Source organism: Sphingobacterium sp. 40-24 (assembly GCF_001899705.1).
In the GTDB taxonomy this organism is placed as follows: Bacteria; Bacteroidota; Bacteroidia; order Sphingobacteriales; family Sphingobacteriaceae; genus Sphingobacterium; species Sphingobacterium multivorum.
The window spans coordinates 24,048-48,767 of record NZ_MKWH01000054.1; the positions used below are offsets into that span (position 1 = coordinate 24,048).

At 39.6% G+C, this 24,720-nt stretch carries 10 protein-coding genes; all 10 read right to left on the bottom strand.

What is annotated here, in order from left to right:
- Positions 1-27: 27 nt before the first annotated feature.
- The 10 genes from BGP15_RS19245 to BGP15_RS19290 all read right to left on the bottom strand — a co-directional run bounded on the left by BGP15_RS19245 (position 28) and on the right by BGP15_RS19290 (position 24,688).
- Positions 28-2,418 (bottom strand): ABC transporter permease, encoded by a 2,391-nt coding sequence (locus tag BGP15_RS19245; RefSeq protein ID WP_286770532.1) that lies wholly within the window; start codon positions 2,416-2,418, stop codon positions 28-30.
- A 51-nt stretch (positions 2,419-2,469) separates the two neighbouring features.
- Positions 2,470-4,863: an ABC transporter permease gene (locus BGP15_RS19250; RefSeq protein WP_286770533.1), complete on the bottom strand. Its 2,394-nt coding sequence runs from the start codon at positions 4,861-4,863 to the stop codon at positions 2,470-2,472.
- 99 nt (positions 4,864-4,962) lie between these two features.
- Positions 4,963-7,353, bottom strand: coding sequence for an ABC transporter permease (locus BGP15_RS19255; RefSeq protein ID WP_286770534.1), 2,391 nt, complete (start codon positions 7,351-7,353; stop codon positions 4,963-4,965).
- 215 nt (positions 7,354-7,568) lie between these two features.
- Positions 7,569-9,932, bottom strand: coding sequence for an FtsX-like permease family protein (locus BGP15_RS19260; protein ID WP_286770535.1), 2,364 nt, complete (start codon positions 9,930-9,932; stop codon positions 7,569-7,571).
- Positions 9,933-9,965: 33 nt separating this feature from the next.
- A complete protein-coding gene (locus BGP15_RS19265; RefSeq protein ID WP_286770536.1) occupies positions 9,966-12,347 on the bottom strand; it encodes an ABC transporter permease in 2,382 nt (793 codons plus the stop codon).
- Between the two features lie 69 nt (positions 12,348-12,416).
- A complete protein-coding gene (locus BGP15_RS19270; protein WP_286767370.1) occupies positions 12,417-14,825 on the bottom strand; it encodes an ABC transporter permease in 2,409 nt (802 codons plus the stop codon).
- Positions 14,826-14,870: 45 nt separating this feature from the next.
- Positions 14,871-17,342 (bottom strand): ABC transporter permease, encoded by a 2,472-nt coding sequence (locus BGP15_RS19275; RefSeq protein WP_286770537.1) that lies wholly within the window; start codon positions 17,340-17,342, stop codon positions 14,871-14,873.
- A gap of 35 nt (positions 17,343-17,377) precedes the next feature.
- Entirely contained in the window at positions 17,378-19,798 is a 2,421-nt protein-coding gene (locus tag BGP15_RS19280; protein WP_070566262.1) for an ABC transporter permease, read from the bottom strand.
- A gap of 60 nt (positions 19,799-19,858) precedes the next feature.
- The gene (locus BGP15_RS19285) at positions 19,859-22,234 is read right to left on the bottom strand and encodes an ABC transporter permease (protein WP_286770538.1); all 2,376 of its coding nucleotides are present in this window, start codon (positions 22,232-22,234) and stop codon (positions 19,859-19,861) included.
- Positions 22,235-22,282: 48 nt separating this feature from the next.
- Positions 22,283-24,688: an ABC transporter permease gene (locus tag BGP15_RS19290; protein ID WP_286767374.1), complete on the bottom strand. Its 2,406-nt coding sequence runs from the start codon at positions 24,686-24,688 to the stop codon at positions 22,283-22,285.
- Between the last annotated feature and the right edge of the window lie 32 nt (positions 24,689-24,720).

Sequence of the window (24,720 nt, forward strand, 5' to 3'; positions counted from 1 at the left end):
GCCCCCTCTATTACTATAAATGAATATTTACTCGTTTCGTAAGCTATCTACTGGATTGTTTAGTGCGGCACGTATTGTTTGGAAATTGACAGTAATGATGCTGATCAAAAAGATGGCAAGCGCGGCAAGGATAAAGAACCACCATTGCACGCCCACATTGTACGCATAATCTTCAAGCCATTTTTTTGAAAAATACCCCGCTAATGGACTGGCAATAAAAATAGCCAAGGTGGATAAGATGAGATAATCTTTTGAAAAGAGACGTGATATGTCGAGCACTGTAGCGCCTAGTACTTTGCGTATGCCAATTTCTTTAGTACGCTGTTCGAGATTTTGCATAATCAATCCTGTAATTCCTAAGGCGGAGATCAACAATGTCAATGCACTGAATAGGATAAATAATTGCACTTGCTTGTTCTCTTTTTCATATTGTTTTGCAATCAACTCATCGATCCAATGGAAGGAAACGTGTTTATCAGGATAGGTATTTTGTATAATTTGAGATACCGATCGAAAGATTTGTTGTTCTTGTCCTTTCCCTACTTTTATCAGAATATTGCCGCTTCCGTTAAAATCTTTTGCCAAAATTACTGTTGGTACTATTTTGCTACGAAAAGACTCACTATGGAAATCTTTAATGATTCCGACGGGGATAATTTGAAGGTCTTTATACAGGATACCGAGTTTGTTTATCCCAAGCTTTTTTGCCGTACTTTCGGTCACAAGGGCATTATTGATACCTTCATCTTCTCCCAGATCCATTTCAACATGCGTATAATCTTCAGGAGTCAATAATCGACCTTTAACCAGCTGGATTCCCAAAGTCTTGGGCAAATCGACATCGCCACCGATGAAACTGACTTGGATATTTTTCCCTGGATCGTCCTTGTCAACGATTGTCTTGGCAAGGTAGCCTGACCCGATTGTCGGCGTCCAGGCAGCGACGCTGACCGATTCAACCCCAGTAAGTTGACCAATTCGATCTTTTATATTTGTATTTTGTGTACCCTTATTGAAATAGTCGATGTTTAGCACATTTTTGACTTCCATTCCCAAGGGAGCTGCTTGCATATAACTGAGTTGGGACTTGATTGTTATAAGGCCAATGATGACGATAATGGCAATGCTAAACTGTGTAGTGATAAGCATTTTTTTGATAAAGACTTCCGCATGGGGAATTTTTGATAGCTTATTTTTTAAGGCATCTGAACTCTTAATACCAGAGATCAGCCATGCAGGATAAAAACCAATTAGCAGGCCGAGGGCGATTGATGTCGTCATAAAGGCCAATAGCAACGGGAGCTGTATGGATTTAATATAAGCGAGATCATAGCCTATAAAGTGTTCCAGTTGGGACAATCCAAGTCTAAAAAGTACCAAACTACATAATGCAGAAATAAAAAACAGTAGGATTGTTTCTAACAGCATTCGTCTGATCATCTGGGCTCGGCTGGCCCCCAATACTTTATGTATATGAAGTGCTCTTAATTTTTTAACTGTTCTTACAGCGTAAATATTAATAAAATTGATACAGGAAATAATAAAGACCAAAACGGCAACACCCACAAATATGTTTGTTGTTTTTTGGTTGCCGCTGATATCTGCACTGCCTAATGGCTCCATATATATATCCTGAATAGGCTGCAGGCGAAAGGAAGTCACATGTTTTGTGTTAGGACTGAGGTATCCTTTATACCAATGATTTAGTTTCTGCTCGAGATCTATTCTTGGTGTCCCGGGTTTTAGTTGTACAAATTGTTCGGTGTAGTAGCCTGAGCCATCTTTGCTTAATTCCATCGATATTTTGGGGACTAAAGCAATGGCGGAAGCTCTGAGCGTTGAATTATAAGGAAGATTATCCATAACACCCGTGATGATATAATCGGATGGCTTATCGGTATAGGGGTCGGCACTTTGGATGACTTTGCCGATGACATTTTCGTTCTTAAAGTACTTTTCTTTGAATTCTTTGCCGATGAGCAAGTTTGTTTTTCCTTGGACCAGCTGTTTGGGATTGCCTTCGAGAACCTTGATGGTCAACATATCCAAGATATTTATTTCCGACTCCAAAACCTGTATGCCTATGGGCTGTGCTGAGCTTGCATGCGGTTTTAAATAATATTTTCTGGATTCTATCCGAGCCTCATTTTGAATCTCCGGAAATACTTGTTTGAGTTCCGTACTTAAATTAACGAATGTTCTGGACATTTGGCGTTCAAGGCCAGCCGTTGAATCTATAGTGACAATCCGAAAGAGATGATCCGCATTTTTCCAGCTTTTGTCGTACGAATTTTCCTCAATGACAAGAGCGAATACAAGAAGACACAAGGAGAAACCAATACTTAGACCCAAGATATTGATCCAGGTATATTGTCGGTTGACAATGATGCTGCGAAGAGCAAGTTTGAATGAATTCATAGTCTTCTATCTGGTTTTAAGCTATCAAAAAAAATGTTGTTTGACTTTAAGCTACTCATCACGTAAGCTATCGACAGGATTACCCAGTGCAGCCTTAATTGCTTGATAGCTTATCGTGGCCATACTGATCAGAATAGCCAATAGTCCAGCAATGACAAAGTAATACCACTGTATCTCAATTCGATAGCTGTAATCTTGTAACCATTTATCCATTGCCCACCAAGCGATAGGTGTGGCGATAAAAATTGCGACCACAACAAGCTTAATAAAATCGATTGAAAGTAAAGAAGTTACTTGGGTGACACTTGCTCCAAGAACTTTGCGGACAGCAATTTCTTTCATGCGCGTTTCGGCCATATAGGCGATTAATGCCAATAAACCAAGACAGGATATAAAGATCGTCAATCCTGCAAAGATCATGGCTAGCGTACCTATAGCTTTTGTCTCTTTAAATTTTTCTTCGTAGGTCTTGTCAATGAATTGATATTCAAAAGGATAGTCTGGGTTGAACTTTTTAAAGATGGACTCAATCGTTTTTAAGTTGTCTCCGATGTCATTGTTTGGATTTAAACGATAATGGATCGTTGTAAACCAGGCTTGCGGTCCTAATATCACCATGGGTTTATTGTCTCCAAATGGCGATCCCATAATGAAATCTTTGACCACCCCAACTACGGTCCATTTTGTTCCATCACCATCCACAATGCTATTGACCGGGTTTTTGAGGTGCAAACTTTTTACCGCGGATTCATTTAAAATCAAAGCAGTACTGTCTGTCGCAAACTTGTAAATATCGATATCCCGCCCCTGTATAAGAGTTAGGCCTAGATTTTTTACGGCATCTGCATCGGTACTAAAACGGTTATAGGAAATGCGTTTGTCCTGTTCCGTTGGTGTCCCAGACGTAAATCCCCAGCCATTGCTATAGAAATCGGTTACTGGCGACATATTTTTTGATACAGAAACAACTGCGTTGCTGGCTAGTAATTCGTCGCGTAAAATTTTATAATTCTTTTCTAAGTCACCTTTGATACTGCTATAAAGCAACCCATTTTCTTTATAACCACGGTCGCGCTGTTTAGTGTACTGGATTTGTTTGGCGACAATGACCGTTGCGATAATCAATATAATCGCGAGACTGAATTGAATGACCACTAAGATGGAGCGAATACTAAGACCCCTTGTTTTAGAAACGAATTTCCCCTTCAACGTTTTGATAGGTTGAAAGGAAGAAAGGAAAAAGGCGGGATAGGTACCGGCTAATATACCTGTAAATAAAGCAAAGCCAATTAAAAATAGCCAGGTTGGTAAGTTTAATAACGATAGGCTAAGCTGTTTTCCGACAAGCTCGTTAAAGAATGGCAGGACAATAAAAACAAGTATCGTCGCGAGTACCATGCCGATTAGGCTGATCAATATGCTTTCAACGAGGAACTGCGCCATTAGGCTTGTCTTATTTGCGCCAATTACTTTGCGGACACCGACTTCTTTCGCACGGCGTTCGGAACGTGCCGTACTCAAATTCATAAAATTGATGCTTGCCACTAATAAAATAAATACACCAATCCAAGCAAATAGCTTGACGATATCGATACGTCCGGACGTATAATTTCCTCCTTTTCCGCTATTGTAAAGAAACGAATCGGGATAGGGAAAAGCAAAGATCTCACCCGTATTTCTAGCCGATTGGTAACCGGCAGCCTTATTACTTGCATTGATATGATCTCTCAGATAGGTTCTGATTTTGCTGTTAAACGCGGTAAGTGAGACACCTTTTTTTAGGAGCACATAGGTGGTTAATGAATTATTGCTCCAGTTATCATCCACGTAACCAATTATTTTTGCATATTCAAATGGTAGGAGAATATCAAATTTGAAACTTGAATTACTCGGAAGGTCTTTAAGTACCGCCTGTACGGAGACCTGATTAACAGAGTCTATCCGAACTGATTTTCCAATAGGATCTTCGCTGCCAAATAAAGCCTTGGCATAGCTTTCTGTGAGAACAAGGCCTTTAGGGTTATCAAATCTAATATTCTGTTCTCCTTTCACAAAAGGCAAAGAAAACATCTTGAAAAAACCGGGATCGATGAAAACAGTATTTGCGATCAGTTTTTTATCCTTGAATGTCGTTAGAAATTGGCCGCTCTCATTATATCTGGTAAAAGTTTCTATATCTGGAAAATCGGCGGACAAGGAGGGACCTAATATTTTAGGAGTGAAGGCCCAAGCTGATTTATCGCCCTGAAATTCGTCTCGATTACTCAATACATGCAGGCGATCACCCTTTTCATGAAAGCGGTCCATGGTTAACATGTTTTGCAACCAAAGTGCTATAAGTAATGCTCCGGCCATACCGATCGCCAATCCGATGATGTTAATCAAAGAGAAGGATTTGTTTTTCATCAGGTTGCGCCATGCTATTTTGATATAATTTTTAAGCATATTTGTCGTATTGGTTATTGCTAAATAGAAAAAACTTGAATTTTAAAGGTCCAGCTTGTTATTTATCAGGTGTCTTTATTTTAATAGCTACTAAAACAATTACTCATCTCTTAAACTATCAACCGGGTTTAGAATCGCAGCTTTTATGGTTTGAAAACTAATGGTGATAAATGATACCAATAATGCACTTATCGCCGCCACAATAAATACCCACCAGTCTAGCATGATGTGGTAAGCAAAATTCTCTACCCAGCGGTGCATGGCATACCAGCCTAAGGGTACACTGATCAATACAGCACACAGGACGAGGGCCATAAAGTCAACACTCAATATGTTGACAATCTTGATCGTTGAAGCACCTAATACTTTACGGATACCGATCTCTTTAAAGCGTTGTTGTACAGCATAAGCTGATAGGGCAAAAAGGCCCATACAAGCGATAGCAATTGTAATGATGGAAAATAACTGCATTACCCGTGTTGTTTGCTGATCTTTGAGATATAATTTGTTATAGTCGTCATTGAGAAAATGATATTCAAAGCTGTTTTTTGAATCAATATCTTTGATGACAGCTCTTATCTGCGCAAGAGCATCTTTTATCTGCGACGTCGGATTGAGTCGAATGAAAATATTACCGAAATAATCATATTCAGGAAAAAGCACAATTGGTTTGACTTCGTTATGTAATGACGCAAAGTTAAAACTCGCAACGACTTGTTTGATGCTGCCCTTACGCCCATTCAAGTTGATTTTCTTTCCAATAGCCTGTTCAGGAGTAAAACCCATGGCGGATGCAGCAAGTGTATTCACTATAAAACCATATTCTGGTGAAATAGTGTCTTTTGCGCGCAAAATGTCCGCGTCTGACAACGGTGTACCGGCAACAGATGGAATATGGAAAACGGATACGAAATCTTTTTCAATCGGAATTGCAGTGACATTCATATCAAAATCATTGGGTTGGCCTTCTACTTCACTGATGCTGTAGCCACCTTGGATATTGACGGGGTTGTCATACGAAGCGGTAACCCCCTGGACACTGTTGAGCTGCATTAACTTTTCTTTTAATAGCTGCCTTTCTTTATCTTGCCATCCTCGGCCATCGATGACAAGCATATCAGAGCGATCTAACCCGGTATTCTTAGACTGGATAAAATCCATCTGTCTACTCGCAAATAAGGTACAGATAATAAAAAATATAGAGATACTGAATTGAAAAGTAACGAGCACCTTGCTTAAAGATAGGCCACGTAGTTTTTCAGTTAATTTTCGCTTGAAAATAGAAATAGGCTTTGAACTGGCAATTGAATAGGCTGGCCAGCCACCTGACAGAAGCGTCAGCAAGGCTATGAAAACAAGTAAAATTGTATAAAACCGAGGGTCTGTCCATATGGTTAATTTCATTTCGGCCCCCATAAATGAACTGAACACGGGCAACAAGAGTACCGTAGTCAGAAGGCTAAATACAACAGCTAGAAAAACCATCAGGCTACATTCAAAAAAGAACTGGAAGAATATCGTTTTCTTTGCTGCACCCAAAACTTTCTTGACACCGATTTCTTTCTTGCGTTCAAGCGCATGTGCTAAGACCAAATTTGTAAAATTGATGCAGGTTAAAATAATAAGTGCAGCACCTAATGCCAATAAAATATAGATATAAGTGATGTTTCCCGTACCTGCTGCTTTGGAGTGAAGATGGATATCGGTCAGCTTTTCCAGGACGAATCGAAATTGATAGCCTTGTTTTGTTGCTTCGGCGAATTTTGATTTTGTCATTTGGTCCAATTTATGTTGGATCGAACCGACCTGATCTTTGTTTTTTAGGAGCGCTATGGTTATATCATTTGCAGATGACCAAGCCATTTCTTTGTAGCGTTCTAATCCTTTGTTGGAAAGGAGCGCAGAGAAGTTCAACTGTGTATTTGTGGGCAAGTCTGCGATGATACCTGTGATTTTCCAGTTGACTTTGTCAATGGATAGTGTCTGACCGATGGCCGACTGATTGGGGAAATATTTCGCTGCGAGTTTTTTTGTTAAGACAATCTGATTTGGTTCTGCTAAGGCTGATCGTGAATCACCTTCGAGAAAGGTATAACCTAAAGTTTTAAAAACATTCTGGTCAGCATACAGTAGGCCTTTTTCAGTTATTAGTGCCTCTTTGGATTCTATTTTGCCGCCTTTGGAATAGCCGTATAATCTGGTTGCCTGTTCTACATCCGGAAATTCAGCCTGCAACGTAGGAGCTAAGCCTGTCGGTGTTACGGCAGAATTTACTTCTTCCGTGCTATTGGGTGCTTTATAGGTGAGGCTAATATAAGTCAGGCGGTCCGCATTGGGAAGGAAACGCTCATAACTGGATTCATGATAGATGTACGCTGCCAACAATAGGAAACATGTTATTCCGATGCTGAGGCCAAACATATTTAAAAGAGAAAATCCTTTGTTTTTTCTGATATTCCGCCAAGCAATTTTAAAATAGTTCTTTAACATGGTTATGAGCATTTATACTGTTAATTAGGCTATATTCTTGTCACTTAGCTCGCTTTAGTAGAAGGCTCCGTTATTCGAAAAATAGCAAAGCCAAGTAGTTCAATTCGTTTGCCATAAATATAATGTATTGATTTTTAGGTTTTTGTTGTGTTTTTATAGCGGTTTTAAATGTTCGGAAACGGACAGTATAGTGTCCGTCCCCGAACAAATTGGTATTATTCGCTTCTTAAGGTTTTTACAGGATTTGCTAATGTTGCTTTAATCGCTTGGTAACTAACGGTTAATAAGGTGATGATTAGGGCGGTTAAGCCTGTGATAGCAAAGACCGTCCATGTAATTGATATGCGGTAGACATAATCTTCGAGCCATGATTCCATTAGCAGATAGGCTAAAGGGGCTGCGAGTAAAAAGCCAATGCCTGTGAGCCAAATGTATTCTGTGGAAAGTAGTCGCCACAAGCCAAGTTCTGATGCGCCCAATACTTTACGAATGCCAATTTCTTTTTCTCGTTGCTCCGTAAGAAAGGAAACCAGCGCGTAGAGACCAAGACATGAAATGAGTATGGCCAACCCTGTAAATAAACTGGTTAAGCTCTTGATCATTTCCATCTGTTGAAACTCTTTGGCATATTCCTGATCCGTAAAGGTATAATCAAAAATAAGATCAGGATCTATGCGGTTGAATGCTGTGGCAATAGCTTTTAGGTTTTGTTTGACATCTTGATTTTCATCCAGTTGAAGCGTGATTTTATTCTTTGGTAAAAATTTTAGAAAATAAGCCGTCGGTGTAATGGATTTGAACGGCGATTCGGACAGCGTGTTCTGGATAATACCCACGATATGGTAATCAATACCGGCTCGTGAAAGTTGTTTGCTGTTTAGGTCGGTAACTCCCATAAATTTGGCCGCAGCTTCGTTCAGAATAACAGCTGTTGAATCTGTTTTGAAATCTTTTGAAAAATTGCGTCCTTTTATAAAGTTCCATTGTACAGTATTAGCAAAGTTTTCATCCACGGTGAAGATCCCCATGATCGCACCGTCCCTGGTATCATTGCCCTGCCAATTAAAGCCACCACCCGTTAAGGATAGGTGGTTGACAAAGTTGGAAGAAAGGGAAGCATCTTTAACTAAACGCTGACCGATCAACTCTTTTCTAAGGACATCAAAGTTTTTGACGATAATTGAATTGGATGAAGTAATGTTTATCAAATTTGAACCTTTATAACCTATTGGGCGGTCCTTGGTATAATGCAGTTGTTGAATCACCAGATAAGTGGATATCATCAGGAAAATAGAAATCGCAAATTGCACGATGACCATTGCCTTTCTACTTCTTGATCCGCCTTTTCGGTTGTTGATCTTACCTTTAAGTGCAAGAATAGGATTAAAGGCCGATAGAAATAATGCCGGATACATACCCGCTAAAAGCCCTATAACGCCTATTCCTAATAAAGAATAGCCATAAAAACGAATATCCGCAAAAGGTATATGCAATGAAGTGTGTGTAATCGTTTTGACCCAAGGCAACAGCAATGTAGCGAATAGAACAGCGATCAAAAATGCGCAGGCTACCGCTAGGATTGACTCAACAAGAAAGCCTGCAATAAGCTGCCGGCGGTTGACACCAACCGATTTTAAAACCCCGATTTCTTTTCCTCTTTTCAGGCTTCTCGCCGTACTCAAGTTAATAAAATTAATACTGGCCAATAAAATAATGAATACGCTTATCCAAACAAACATCCATACATACTGAATCTGCCCGCCGACGTTCTTTCCATTTTTAAATGAATCGTATAAATGCCATTTGGACATCGGATGTAACAGGATTTCAGGTTTTATATCCGTCAGTTTTTTGTTGATGATATTTGTTAGTTTATTTTCCAAAGCGGGAACAAAGGCAGCATTTTCGATCTTAGCGAAAGTGCTGAAATAACAGCTGGACCAGCTTTCTTCAATACCTTGGTCTTTAGCAAGATAATCGACAAACGGCAATACATAATCTAAGCCATAAAAAGTGTTGTTTTCAGGAATATCTTTATAAACGCCCTGAACAGTATATTGTTCTTTACCATTCAATTGGAGCGTTTTCCCGATAACACTTGTCTGATTGAACAGTCGTTTTGCTAAGGATTCGGAAATTATGATGGTCGATGGATTGCCCGGTGTGGTACTATTTCCTTCTAAAGATTCGAGGGAAAATAATTCGGCGAATTTTCCCATGGCATAGAATCCCGGTGCATTAAGCTTTTTATCACCTACTTTAAGATTGTTGCTTTCCATATTGGTGACCAAAGTGGCATCTGCCATCTCATTTTTGAAATCAGACGCGATTGTTTTGACCAAGGGAATAGGGGTGGAGCGATCAGTAGATTTCTCATCATTGAAGGTTCCAGTCATCATGACCTGATAAATATGTTGATAATTGCTGTAATGCTTATCAAAAGAAAATTGTTTCAGTACCCATAATGTACTTATCAGGGCAACAGTAAACCCCAGTGCTAATCCCAAAATATTTATTGTTGTGTTTAAGGGACTGCGCTTCAAATTTCTCAGCGCTGTTTTTAGGAATAATCGAATCATTTTATGCTGTTGTTTTTGGTTCTCAAATATAAACTATTCATCGTGCAAACTTTTCACAGGATTGGCGTATGCCGCTTTAATGGATTGGAAACTCACCGTAAATAATGCAATAGCAATGGTTATCCCCGCCGCATATAGAAATATGGTGAATGGGAGCGTCGTTCTAAAGGCAAAACCATCGAGCCAATTTATACTGAAATATACAGCAATTGGTATTGCGATGACATTGGCCAAAATGACTAAGAGTAGAAATTCCTTGTTTAATAATTGTATAATGCTAAATACCGTTGCGCCAAGGACCTTTCTGATACCAATTTCTTTGGTCCTAACTTGTGCAGTATAGGTACATAGTCCTAAGAGTCCTAAGCAGGAGATGACGATGGCGATCAGGGCAAAAAAATTGAATAAAGAGCCTTGTTTCTGCTCATTCGTATATTGCTTTTGATAGCTTTCGTCCAGGAAGCTGTAGTTCATAGGCATATCATCATAATAACTTTTCCAGATGTGTTGCAAGGAGTTTAATGCGGATTTTGTACCAGAAGTTGTTGTTTTGATGTATAGCTGCCAGCAATCTTTTGGGCTATATTGAAAGACCATCGGCTCGATCTTTTGTCTAGCGCTCGCATAATTAAAATCTTTTACAACCCCAATAATAGTTCCCGGAACTGTTCGAATGCGTAAACGTGTGCCAATAGGATCTTTTAAACCCATTTCCCGTACTGCCGTTTCATTAAGAATGAAATGTGTTGAATCTGCTATGGAGCCTGTGAAATTACGACCTTGTGTTAGTTTTATCTTAAAAAAGTTGAGTGCAGATTGATCAGAATAGGTCATATTGAACCAGAGATTGGATTTGCTGGGCTTTCCTTCCCAATCGTTGTCTCCAGTTGAAGCTCCACCATAAACCATATCCCGGCCAAGACGGATTACATCATCAATATCCTTGTTTTTTAGAAGTTCGGTTTTGACAGCATCAAAATGTTTGGACATTTTTGGTGCCATAGCAACGGAAATAATATGATCCTTTTCGTAGCCTAAATTTTGATGTTTTATAAAATCCAATTGGCGACCGATAACAATTGTTAAAGTGATAAGGATGATGGAAACAGTGAACTGCAGGACAACCAGTATTTTTCGTGCACTGGAATTTTTTATGGTAAACCGGCCTTTAAGTACTTTAATCGGATCAAATCTCGATAAAAGCAGGGCAGGATATACACTTGTAAGTACAAGTGTTCCTAAAAGCATGAGCAGTACGCTTATCCATAACGTAGGATTAAAGAGCTGTAGGGAAATCTGCTTCCCCGAGAAATTATTAAACAAAGGGAGGCCAATAAATACTAGCGCAAGTGCCAATGTTGATGCAATGACAAATAGTATGGTTGTTTCCAATATAAATTGGAAAAAAAGTTCCTTTTTACCAGCGCCGATAACTTTACGTATCCCCACTTCTTTTGCGCGCGACAACGACCGTGCAGTAGAAAGATTGATATAGTTAATACTTGCGATAACAAGAATCATAATCGCTACGCCTATAAAAACTCGAACATTGTCAATTCCTGCATCACTACCATCCATTTGGTAGAGATGCACCTTTGCGAGTGCTTGTGTAACGTAGGGGACAGGGGCATCTTCAGGTTTGTTCCTTTCGTGTATCGCCTGTAGCTTTTTTGAAACTGCGGCGAGATTTGCATCAGGCCTCAGTTGGAGATAAGTTTCGAATGAAAAATTGGACCAATCTTCATCCATGGAAGATAAAAAGGTCTTATTATCATAGGTCGTTTTGTTTTTAATGTAAGCCTGTTCGTTAAATCTCGAAATGGGGAGCAGAACCTGAAATTGAAAAGTAGAGTTTTCTGGATAATCAGCAATGACACCTGATACAACACAAAGGTCCTCGATACCCAATGTCACAGTTTTTCCAATTGGATTTTCATCACCGAAGTACCGACGTGCCGTACGTTGCGTAAGTACAATGGAATTGTTGTCGGGGAAGGGTTGTTTTGAATTGCCCTGTAGTAGTGGAAAATCGAAAACCGTAAAATAACTGGGGTCTACAAATGCAAAGTTCTTTTCATTAAATCTCTTCTCTTTATATTTAAGTGCAGCATCTCCAATTTTGAAAATACGGACTGCATCCTGGACTTCAGGAATTTCCTTTTTTGCGAAACTTCCTACGGGAGCAATGATGGATCCAAAGATTCGTTTTGATATCCCAGTTCCTCCTTCTATTCCAATTTTGTAGATGGAATGCTGATTTTTATGGAACCGGTCAAAGGACAACTCGTCTTGTATCCACAGCAATAAGAATATCCCCACAACCATTCCTGCTGTTAATCCTAAAATATTAATGGCGCTGTAGAATTTATTAGAAAAAATACTTCGCCACGCGGTTTTGATGAAGTTCTTTATCATTGTTATGGGGTTTTAAGTTCTTAATATATGTTATGCACAGGAGTACGCTTATTGCTTTTACCCGCTGATTTATTCATCCCTTAGACTATTGATCGGATTTGCTTTTGCTGCAAAGACACTTTTGGTTGATAATACAAGACTTGCAAATGCAATCAAGCCCAGTGCAGACAGTCCAAAAATCCAGGGACTTATCGTGGTTCGATAAACAAATTCATTGAGCCAGCTCTGCATAAAATAATAAGCAATTGGAAAGGCTACTAGACAGGCTATTGCAACCAATGATAGCAAATTCCGAAGCAGTAGAAAGGTTATCTGGAAAACAGATGCCCCCAATACTTTACGGATTCCAATTTCCTTTGTGCGTTGATTTGCCGTAAATATGGCTAATCCAAATAAACCTAGGCCAGCAATCAGGATTGAAAGCCCTACTGCCCATGATAGAAGCTTAGAAAGCTGTTTTTCTTGGGTGTAGAAATTTTGGACGACATCATCCAAAAATTTCAGATCCAGTTCGTCGTCTGGAAAGACCGATTTATAATTAGCCGTTATTTTATCAATGGTATTTTTCCAGTTTTCGGGATGCGATTGGTCCAATGCAATATGGAGTACGTATCCTTCCTTACTGCCTGTATACAAGACTGGTTTAACCGCCTGTCGGGCAGAGGCTAGATCAAAATCCTCCATTACACCAACGATGATATTCTGCCCATTTTCGAAAGTTTTACCAATGGCATCCTGGGGATCTTTGATATGCAGTAGCTCAAGTCCTTTTCTATTGATCAGCATTTCACTGGTTGAATCCAGTAAACGTATATTCCTTCCTGCCAGAAGTGGAATTTGATAGACTTCCAAATAATTTTCATCACCTGAGCGGCTATCGAATGTTAGCGATTCCTTTGTTGGCGACTGATCATAAGTGATTCCTGTGGTCATCCAGCCGTTCATCGCGGGTGCAATGTTCCCAAAACTAATCGCTTTGATATCCGGCAATTTTTTGAGCTCATTTTTAAGCACGAGACCTTTTGTAGAATTTTGGAAAGCTCCAGGAATATTGATGTTGACGATCGCGTCTTTCTGAAAACCCATGTCTCGATGGGAGACGTAATTGATCTGCCGCACGACAACGAGTACACAAATCAGAAAAGCCTGAGCTAAGACAAATTGGAAAATAGTCAGTGCTTTGCGGACCCATACGCTTCGGGAAAGATTGGTGTTTTTTCCAAGCTGGTTTTTGAGTGCCAATACAGGAGCGTATCCTGTCAATACCCAAGCTGGATAAAACCCCGCAAGAATGGTGACCACGATAAGCTGCCCGAATAAGAATAAAAGAATAACGGTTTTGTCTAAACGGTCTAAACTTAAGTTTTTGGGAATAAATCCTTCAAAAACATGTAAGAACAAAGGAAGCAATAAAACCGCGAGTATTGTCGCCGATAAGGTAATCAGAAATGTCTCTAGTAAGAATTGTTTAATTAATGTTGCCTTAGAGCTACCCAATGTCTTGCGAATACCCACTTCTTTAGCTCTTTCGATGGATTGTGCTGTGGATAAATTGATAAAATTTACCGCCCCTAGGGCTAACAGGAAGAATGCCAGTAAAATGAGGTTGCGAAGTGCTTCTGGATGAGTCGCTTCATAATTAAATCGCGTGTCGAAATGAACATCAGATAAGGCTTGTAATTCAAGTTTATCGTTGATTTTTTCACCTTCTTTGTATTTATATTTTTTAAGGAGATTAGCAATATTTCGTTCCAAAAGATGCGGATTGCTGTGTGCTTTTGTCTTGATGAGTACCTGATGTGAATCAGAGATGCTGTTCCAAGCTTCCCAACTATACATCTTCTTTAGGTTGTTGTCTTGGACGATGGTCGCATCAGCGATGAAACTATCAAAATTAAAATCCGAATTATGTTGTGGATTTTCGATTACACCAGCGACCTGAAGTGGGATACTATCTGCATAGATGATGGTTTTGCCAATTACATTTGCAGGCAGTTCTTTTCCATAAAACTTTTCTAGTGTTTTCTGTGTAAGGATAATATTTCCGGATGAATTCAAAGCCTTAGGACTTCCAGCCAACCATTTCGAAGGGAAAATATCGAAGTATTGACTGTTGGTGAAAGCCATCTTTTGCTCTTTTGGAAAAGTTTGGAATTTATCCGTCGCGGTTGAAACTTTTAGTTTGGGAATATGGCTTCGATAAATGGGGGCTACTGCTTCTAAGTTCGGTAATTCCGATTCCATGGTACGAACCAATGGTACGTAAACACCGGCATTTTTAAATTCACCATTATTGACAACACGATAGACCTGTTCTTGATTTGGAACGTGTTTATCAAAACTGTAGTCGTATTGGATCATTAAGAAAATAACCAGCGTCGCCGTAATGCCAATCGCGAGACTGGTGATATTGATAAACGTGATCAACTTATGTTTTTTTAAAAAACGATAGGCTGTTTTAAGTGAATTTCCAATCATTGTTATTTCGTTTTTTGTTAACCCCAATTTGATATTCTAGTGTTGCTATTCGTCCCGTAAGCTATTTACGGGATTTTGGATAGCTGCCTTGATCGATTGAAAACTAATGGTCAGTACCGCCGCAGATAGTGCTAGCCCAGCGCCTAATAGAAAAGGTGTTGCCGTAAGATCGATGCGGTAGTAAAAATCTTCCAGCCACTTGCTACAGGTCCACCAGGTCAAGGGTGCGGCAATAAGAATGCTGATTAAAATAAGCTGTACAAAGTTTTTAGCCAATAAATGAAAGATACTTGGAATACTTGCACCCAAAACTTTACGGATACCGATCTCTTTGCTGCGTTGGAAAGCCGCAAGGGTAATCAGCCCAAAGAGGCCCAAACAACCGATCAAAACAGCAACAATTGTACTCACGTTAATTAATTTGGCCAGATTTTGCTCTTTTTGATAGAGTGACGCAATCGTTTCATCGTAGAACTTTATTTCTATGGGGAGTTCCGGAAAAAACTGCGTATATACTTTGTTGATCGCTTCAATACTGGTTTTCCATTCTTTGCTGTTTCCCGATAGTTTTATATTGAAGGTATAGGCACCACGGCTAAAACTGCGCAAAGCCAAAGGTGTGATCTCTTTATAGAATTCCTGGGCATGAAAATCTTTAATAACGCCAACGATCGGGAAGGTACTGTCTTCTTGACCAATTGACTTCCCAATAGCATCTTGAGGCGAATTGAAACCGAACGCCTTGACAGCAGATTCATTAATAATATAAGCATTGACAGTATCGGATTGTGGTAGATTGGTGCCCGCAATTAACTTCATGTCATAGACAGTGATATAATTTGCATCCGCATTTTTAAAGAAAATATCGGATGAAATTTTCTCTTTTAACGTAGGGTCTTGTCGATGAAACCAAGATGATGAATAATTATTTGATAAGGGCTTGCTGCCGATTGACGCTGCCGAAACACCTTTTATTTTTTGGATCTCATGTAGGAGTGTTTGTTTCTTACTTTGATCCAGTTTTTCCTCATAAAATTTGTTGATGAGCTTGGAAGGTAGATCGAAGGTAACAACAGCATCTTTGTTGAATCCCATATCTTTGTTGAGGGTATAGGAGAGTTGTTGGCCGATAATGAGTGCTGAAACCGTAAAAAATTGAGCAATAAAGAATTGGAATACAATCAATGTTTTCCGAAGGTTGATTTGTGTTTTTCCGATTTGAAACTGCTTGCCAGCCCGAAATAAATTGACAGGCTGTACCTTTTTAATTAACCAAGAAGGATATGCCGAGGAAATTAAAGTCGTTACGGTCAGTAAAATTGCGATAAACAGCATGGATGTCGTCGAACTTGTAAAATCCTTTACTTTCTCCGGAATCATTTCCTGAAAATAGAAAAAGGCCAGTTTCGTCAGAAAGACCGAACAAACAAGTGCAATAGCAATGGTTAAAAGCGATTCAAAAATAATTTGGCTAACTAATTTTCCCTGACTACTTCCCAATGTTTTACGGACACCAATATCTTTACTCCGCGCTGGTATTTGTGCCGTACTAAGATTGATATAGTTGATACAGGCCAAAAGCATCAGAAAAGCAGCTACGGCAATTAACCCATAAATAACGGTTTTGCTTGTTCTTTCGGCGTACCATTCTTTTATGTGTACTGCAAAATGGGAATCTTTTAGTGGCATGACTACGACCTTACGGTTGTAGTCAAACTTCGGTTTTTTTTCCTGGCTGAATTCCTGCCATTTTTTTTGTCCGATCTTATTGATAGCTGCCTGGATTGGAAGGTCTTTTACACCATCTTTTAATCGGATATAAAGTCTGTCAGTACCATTGGTATTCGTCCAGACATTCAGTGGGTAGACTTCTTCTTTAAGCAAGACGAATTCTGTGCCATTGAACTCCGTGTTGAAGCCAAGGTCGTCAACAATGCCAGTTACTGTTTTGGGTATACTGTCGTTATAAAAGATGGTTTTGCCGATTAAGCCCTGGACAGCCTGGTTTGGGAAATAAATGGCTGCCCTTTTTTTTGTCAATACGATGTCGTTGGCAGTTGAAAATGCTTTCTCTGGTGAACCTGCTAACCATTTGTAGCCAACGAGCTTGAAGTAGTCGCTGGTAGTCTCCGTCACATTGCCTTCAGCCTCATCAAAGTCCTCGACAAGTTTTTGATTTTTTTGTCCCTTGTTGATTGTGACAGATTCCATTTGATAATTTCTGAATGCTGGAGCGACCAGTTCCACGCCCGGAATTTCTTTTCGGATGGCCTGATAAAACGGCTTGGCCAATCCCCCATTGTAATTATCCTTGCCATCATTTTTAAACTGAGAAATGATCCTATAGGTTCGTTCAAGCTGAGGAACTCCAGCTTCAAAACTATACTCATAATTGACAATCTTAAATATGACCCAACATGACGTAATACCGATGGCTAGTCCAATAATATTTAATAGGGAGAATAGTTTATTCTTCCAAAGTTGTCGAATTGCCGATTTTAATAGGAGGTTGTTCATAGCTGGAATATCGTGATGGGGATTAAATTATATTGTTATTCGTCTCTTAAACTATCTACAGGATTTGCCTTGGCAGCCTTGAGTGTTTGAAAACTCACCGTTACTAATGCGATAGTGATTGTAGCAAAACCAGCAAAGACAAACATCCACCATTGTGGTTCAATATGGTATGCAAAGTTGTCAAGCCATTTTTTCATCGCCATCCAAGATAGCGGTGTCGCGATGAGGAGCGCTACAGCCAATAACTTGATGAAGTCGGAAGAGAGCAGGAGGATTAAATTATAGATGGATGCACCGAGAACTTTCCGTACACCGATTTCTTTGGTACGCTGTTGGGCTGTATACGTAACAAGTCCCAATAAACCTAAACAGGCAATAAAAAGTGCCAGTCCGGAGAAGGCTGTAAAAAGTCTTCTAAAATTAAAATCCGCTTCATATTGTCGATTGAAATTGTCGTCGAGAAAGCTATATAAAAATGGACGGTTTGGTACAAGTTCATTCCACAGCTTGCCGATTCTGGCGACGGTCTCAGGCTGGTTTACATGTTGGATATTCAAGGTTAAATACCGGCTGCTGCTTGGTTCAAGTCGCAAAGCTAAAGGCTCAATCTTACGGTGTAAAGAAAGGTAATTGAAATCTTTCACTACACCGATAACCGTTCCTTCTCTTCCCCATTGACGAAATTGTTTGCCAATAATATCTTGTGGATTTGAATAGCCCCATTGTTTTGCAGCGGATTCATTGATAACAAGTGAATGGGCCGTGTCCGCTGGGAAATCTCTGGAATAGGCACGCCCTGCGGCCATTTGCAGACCAATATTAGGAATAAAGTCAACATCGACTTCATATAAGAAAGGAGCAAATTGACTCATCGTTCCGTTTGCTGACATGATTTCTGTTCCTGCATTTGGAAAAAATGTTCCCGGTACCGTACGTGATGCAGTGACAGACAAAACATCTTTATCTTTTGCTAGTGTAGATTTTATCGCTTCCAGGTTATTGTTTACCTTATCATCGAAATTATAATCTATCACGAGCCGTTGATCTTTTTGAAATCCAAGATCTCGGTGCTGTAATTGATCTAGTTGAGAAAAGACGACGACTGTACCTGCAATGAGCGCAATAGAAAGGCAAAATTGGAAAACAACTAATACGCGACGTAATAATGTACCACCTTTGCTGTTGCTATAACTTCCTTTAAGTACTGCAATCGGTTTGAAATTTGCTAGAATCAACGCGGGATAGCTGGCGGCAAGAAGTCCCGTAAAAATGGTAGTGAATAGGAATATTGCCCAGGTCGTCCCATTTTTCAGGGATGAATAATTGAGGTGTTTGCCCGAGAATGCTTCCAAAAAGGGGAGAAAGGCCATAACGAGCAGTATAGCCAAAATACTACTGACGAATACAAGAACCAATGATTCAGACATAAACTGAAAGATCAGATTGCTTTTGCTTGCTCCTATGGTTTTTCGTACGCCTACTTCCTTTGCTCTTTCCATTGACCTTGATGTAGCCAGATTCATAAAGTTCACACAGGCGATCAGTAAGATGAATCCGCCAATAATGCTGAATATGTATAAATTCTGATAGCTTCCATTGGTGCCGGGTTGACGATCTGCAGACGAGTGCATGTAAGCTTGCAGAAGTGGCTCGATATGGAAATTGTATTTTGCATTTGGGTTTTCATTTGTTGGGAGATGCCGCTTGAGAAACTCCGGTATTTTCTGGTCGAACTTTACAGGATCAAAGTCTTTTGAAGCGAGAAAGTACGTGTAGAAGTCTACATAATCCCAGCCTTCTTTATTAAATACGTCTGGCCGTGCTTTTCGGAATGTACTCATCGAGAGCAATGCATCGAACGTAAAGTGTGAATTAGCAGGTACATCGGCCATTACTGCCGTTACAGTATATAGACCTGCGTCAGCACGGCCCGCAGCTAAACCTCCCTCCAGCGTCTTGCCAATGGGATTTTGATCTCCGAAATATTTCTTTGCGGTACTTTCTGTTAATACAACAGAATAGGCGTTTTTTAAAGCTGTATGAGGATCGCCGGCCAAAACCTTCCAACTGAAGACATCAAATGCAGTGGAGTCCATGAAAAATACATTTTCCTCCTGGAATCTTTTATCGCCCTGTTTGAGCAGGATAGATGTTTGACCCGAGAATTGAACAACTTTCTCGATTTCTGGAAAGTCTGCTTTGATAGCTTCACCAATAGGTCCATTGCCCCAGATTTGATGCTGCTCTGTGCTGCTAACATCTTTATAGTCGTGTACGATGCGGTAAATCCGCTCTTTGTTTACGTGATATTTATCGTAGGAAAGTTCGTTCTGAACATAAATTGCGATCAATAGGCAACAGGCCAAACCTATTGCAAGGCCAATGATATTGATGGTCGAGTATCCTCTGTTTTTCTGGATATTGCGCCAGGCTATTTTTATATAATTCTTGATCATAGCTTTATTTCTTAAGTGCCAGTGTATACATGCCAATCATCCACTTTCTTATATTCGTTTTTATTCGTCCCTTAAACTATCTACGGGATTGGATAAAGCTGCCCGAACAGCCTGGTAGCTGACGGTAACAATGGCGATCAGCAAGGCCAAAATACCACCGAAGACAAATGTTTGCAGCTCTAGATCTGTTTTATATGCAAAATTGCTTAACCATTGTTTCATCAGGTAAACCGCTATGGGACAGGCTATCAGAATGGAAATGGAAACGAGTAGTACGAAATTTTTTCCCAATAGCCGGACGACACCAAAGGTGCTAGCTCCAAGAACTTTACGGATGCCGATTTCTTTTATACGCATTTGCGCTTCGTGAGTTGCCAATGCAAACAGACCTAAAGCAGATATAAAAATGGCAATACCTGCAAAAACATTGAACAACAAACCTGTACGCTGTTCGGATTTGTATAGACTATCAAATTGTTGATCAATGAAAGTATATTTGAAAGGAGCGTCTGATGGATAGCGGTTATAAACCTTCTCTAAGGCTTTGATGGCCTCAGCGGCTTTTGTGGTACTTGTTTTTACATAAAGCGTGCCCGATCCCCAGCGCGTCCAGAAGACCATTGGACCTATTTTATCTTTGATGGATTTGAAGTGAAAATCTTTCACCACACCGATAATTTGTCCAGGGAAATCGTGGAAACTCATATTGGATCCCACATATGGCGGCTTTAACCCCATTTGTTTTGCTAAGGTCTCGTTGATAATATATCCGGAAGAATCCGCTGGCAGGCCTGTGAAATTTTTCCCCTCAACGAACTGTATATTCATTAACGGAATAAAATCCTTGTCAATTTTGGCTTGCGCTACGATTAGCTTGTTGTCTTTGGATTTGCCAGGCCAATCTATATCGCCCGTGGCATTTCCGAAATCCGTCATGTTGTAAACACTTGAAAGAGAGACTCCTTGTATTGCGTCGTTATTTTTGAGTTCGGTCTGTATGGCGTCCATATGTTTGTAGGCCTCCTCAGGAAGACCAAGTGTAATGACATGATCTCGGTCGTATCCGAGGTTGATCTTTTGGATAAAATCCAGTTGATTGCGGATAACCAAGGTGCATACAATCAGTGTTACAGAAAGTGTAAATTGAAAAACCACCAATATTTTACGCATGGTCGTTGAGGAAACTCCTTTAACTGATTTTCCTTTTAACGAATGAATGGGATTGAATGAGGAAAGTTGTATCGCAGGATATATACTGGATAAGCCTAGTGTGCCGATAATCGCAACACCTATATATAACCATATTGTACTGTTTTGGAAGGAGTAGCTGATTGATTTTTGTGCAATTTGATTGTATCCAGTATGAAGTACAAGGATAAGAATGAAAGCTATTACGAGCGAGCAAAAGAATACAACAACCGTTTCGGTGATAAACTGTAAGAATAGATGGAGACGATTAGCACCGATTATCTTTCGGATGCCAACATCTTTGGCCCGATCCAATGCCCGTGCAGTACTCAAATTGACATAATTTACTGCACCAATAACCAATAATAAGATTGCAATGATCCCAAAAATTTGCACCATGCGAAGTGTCGATTTATTGCCGTCCGGGGCGATTAAGTGCATGGTTTTTAAAGGATCTAAAACAAAGATGGTTGAATTTTCACCATCGCGGGCTTTGGTATAATTCTCCGAGATAAATTTTCCAATGAGGGTAGGAGAAGCCGTTGGTTTTACTTTGACGTAGGTAGCGAAGCTGTAATTGCCTAAGTCTTCATCGATTGTTTTCCATTTTCCATTACCGCCCCAATTTGTAAACCGTTGTGCATGATAACCTAATGGAATGATCACATTGAATTGCATCGAGGAATTTTGTGGAACATCTTTTAAGATACCGGCTACGGTGAACAGATCTGCACCATAACGGAAGGTCTTTCCAATGGCCTGCTGGTTGCTAAAGAGTTTTTCTGCTGTTGATGCTGTGACCAGTGCTTGTTTATAATTTTCCTGAAAACCTACAAGGGAGCCCTCTTGTAAGGGAAAATGAAACATATTAAAAAAACTGCCATCAACATAATAGATACTCATATCCGTTACAGGGCGTTTCAGCTTATCGTTGACCAAGGTAACATTATAATCCTGTGAAACGCGCGTTGCAAATTCTACGTTGGGTGCATTTTTGGCATAGTTGCCTATAGGGCCGGGAGTTATGCCCCAAATTGCGCCGTTATGTTCTGGATCCAAATGGGAATTTACGGTATATATTGCCTCATAGTTTGGGTGAAATTTATCAAAGCTCTGTTCATCCTGTACCCAAAAAATAATTAATATCGCTGCAGTAAGACTGACCGACAGACCTAATATATTGATAGCGGTATAGAATTTTCTTTTCCTTAATTCTCTAATTGCGGTTATTAAATAATTCTTTATCATAGGGACAGGTGTTAGTTGTATTGTTCATTAATGAGCTTCTTTATCATCTTATTCATCTCTTAAACTATGTACTGGATTTGCACGTGCCGCTTTTATGGATTGGTAGCTCATCGTAAAAAATGCAATAAGTAAGGTTGCGGCAGCCGGAATAATAAACATCCACCAGGATAGCTCTATTTTATACGCAAAATCATCCAACCATTTGTGCATCGCCCACCAAGCAATTGGGGTAGCAATCAAAATAGAAATGAGTATAAGTTTGATATAATCTTTTGATAATAATCCAATAATCCCCAATACCGTGCTTCCCAATACTTTTCGAATACCAATTTCTTTGGTACGTTGTACCGTGGTGATGGTAACCAGACCGATCAATCCCAGGCAGCTGATGAGAATTGTCGTCGATGTAAATAGATTGATAATCTTCGAGAATTTTAGATCACTGCTATAGAGTTCTTTGATTTGCTGGTCATAGAAATCATATTTGAATGGGGCTTTTGGATAATATTTTTTCCATTCTTTCTCAATCTGTTTTAAAGTTTCCGGCCAGGTAGTTGAATTACTATTGAGTTTGACGCTTAGTCTGTTTAATTCCCATTTTTTAATAGAGCTCAGCATGACAACAGGTTGAATGGCTGCATGGAGATTTTTTGTGTGAAAATTGTCGGTTACACCCACAATCTGCCGCTGTTTGTCTGTGTACGTGACAAAGCTACCTACAGCATTTTCAGCAGATTTAAAGCCTAACTTTTGAACGGTGGCTAAGTTTAACACGATGCCAGTGCTCGTATCGGCCAACTGCAGCGGGCGGCCAGCAAGCATTTTAAAATTATAGAGCTTAAAGTTATCTTGGTCGACAAATTTCATTTGTACATCTGCCTGTACCTGTCCCGTATCACTTTTCGCAAACAAGGCATTTCCCCAATGATCGTTACTCATGGGCAGATGCCCCAAGGAAGCCTGCTCTACACCTGTGATGTGCTTAATCGCTTGCTTAAAAACAAAAGGATCAACATTACTGTCCTGGTAGCTTTTACTCGGGAAACGTAGGGTAATAATCGCATCCTTATCGAAGCCGGAGTTATTCTGTAGCGCATGTTTCAACTGTAGACCAATGATGCAAGTTGAAATAACAAATAGCTGAGCAATCAAAAATTGAAATATAATGAGCATTTTCCGAAAAGAAAGATTGCCAAATTTGAGACTTTGCGCATTTGAGATTTTAATGACTTCAACAATCTTGACTTTATTTGTTAATAAAATCGGGTAACCTGAGGAAATTAAGGTAATCGTGATTGTAAGTGTTGCTAAAAATAGCGATACTCCCCATGGATCGGGATACAACTTGAGCTGATCGGGGATATAGGAGGCTAAAACTGTTTGAATGAGAATAAGTAAAGGCCATGATAAAAGTACCGAAAAAGCCGTAATGCAAAATGTTTCCAACAAAAAGGACTTTGTAATTCTTTTCTGGCTTTCTCCTAATGTCTTTCTGATACCAATCTCTTTTGCGCGTTGTGGGATTTGGGCGGTAGCGAGATTGATGTAATTGACACAGGCGAGTAAAAGCAAAAATATACCTATGCCGATTAGGCCATACATTATTTTCTTATTAACATTATTTTGCGCGTAAGAAGTAAAATGTAAGTCTTTTAAAGGTACTGTGTTTACATGCATTTTAAACCCAAACTTGTCAAATTCGGCATGCGTCATCTCATAGGCCTTTTTATCGGCTGTCTTTATGAGGTTAGGAAGGGAAGCCGATGATTTTACCTTAATAAAGAGCTGCCAATTTGAATTTGAATTGTTCCAGTTTGTGCTATTCCATTCCTTTTCTGGAATCTGGATAAATTCTTTACCCAAAAAGCTGCTTGGATGGGCTAGATCTTTTACAATGCCGGTGACATTGTATAATGTACTATCATAGGACAAAGTCTGTCCTATGATTTGGTCTATTGACCTGTTTGGGAAATACAATTTAGCCCGCGATTCTGTCAGGATGACTTCATGGCTATTTTTTAGTATATTCCTTTGGTCGCCAGCTAACCAAACATAAGGTGTCATTTTGAAATAGTCTCCCGTGGTACCGATGATATCGGGTTGATCTTCAAACTCTATTTTCTGCGTGCCGCCAATATTGCTGACACGTTCGAAGTATTGTTTAAAGATGGGTACAGTCAGTTCAACACTAACAAAGTTTTCCTTAATATATGCCGGTAATGGTGCGGGAACACCATCGAAATGATCTAATTTATCCTTTTCTTCATAGGAGGTATGGACCTTGTAAATCTGCTCACTTTTCGGATGATGCTGATCAAAACTAAATTCATAATTGACGATACGGAAAATAAGCCAACAGGCACTTATTCCGATGGCAAGCCCAAATACATTTAAAAATGTGAAAAGACGGTTACGCCATAGTTGTCTGAAAATTAATTTAATCGTGCTCATCATCTATAGGTTATTAGGATAAATATCTTGGTTAT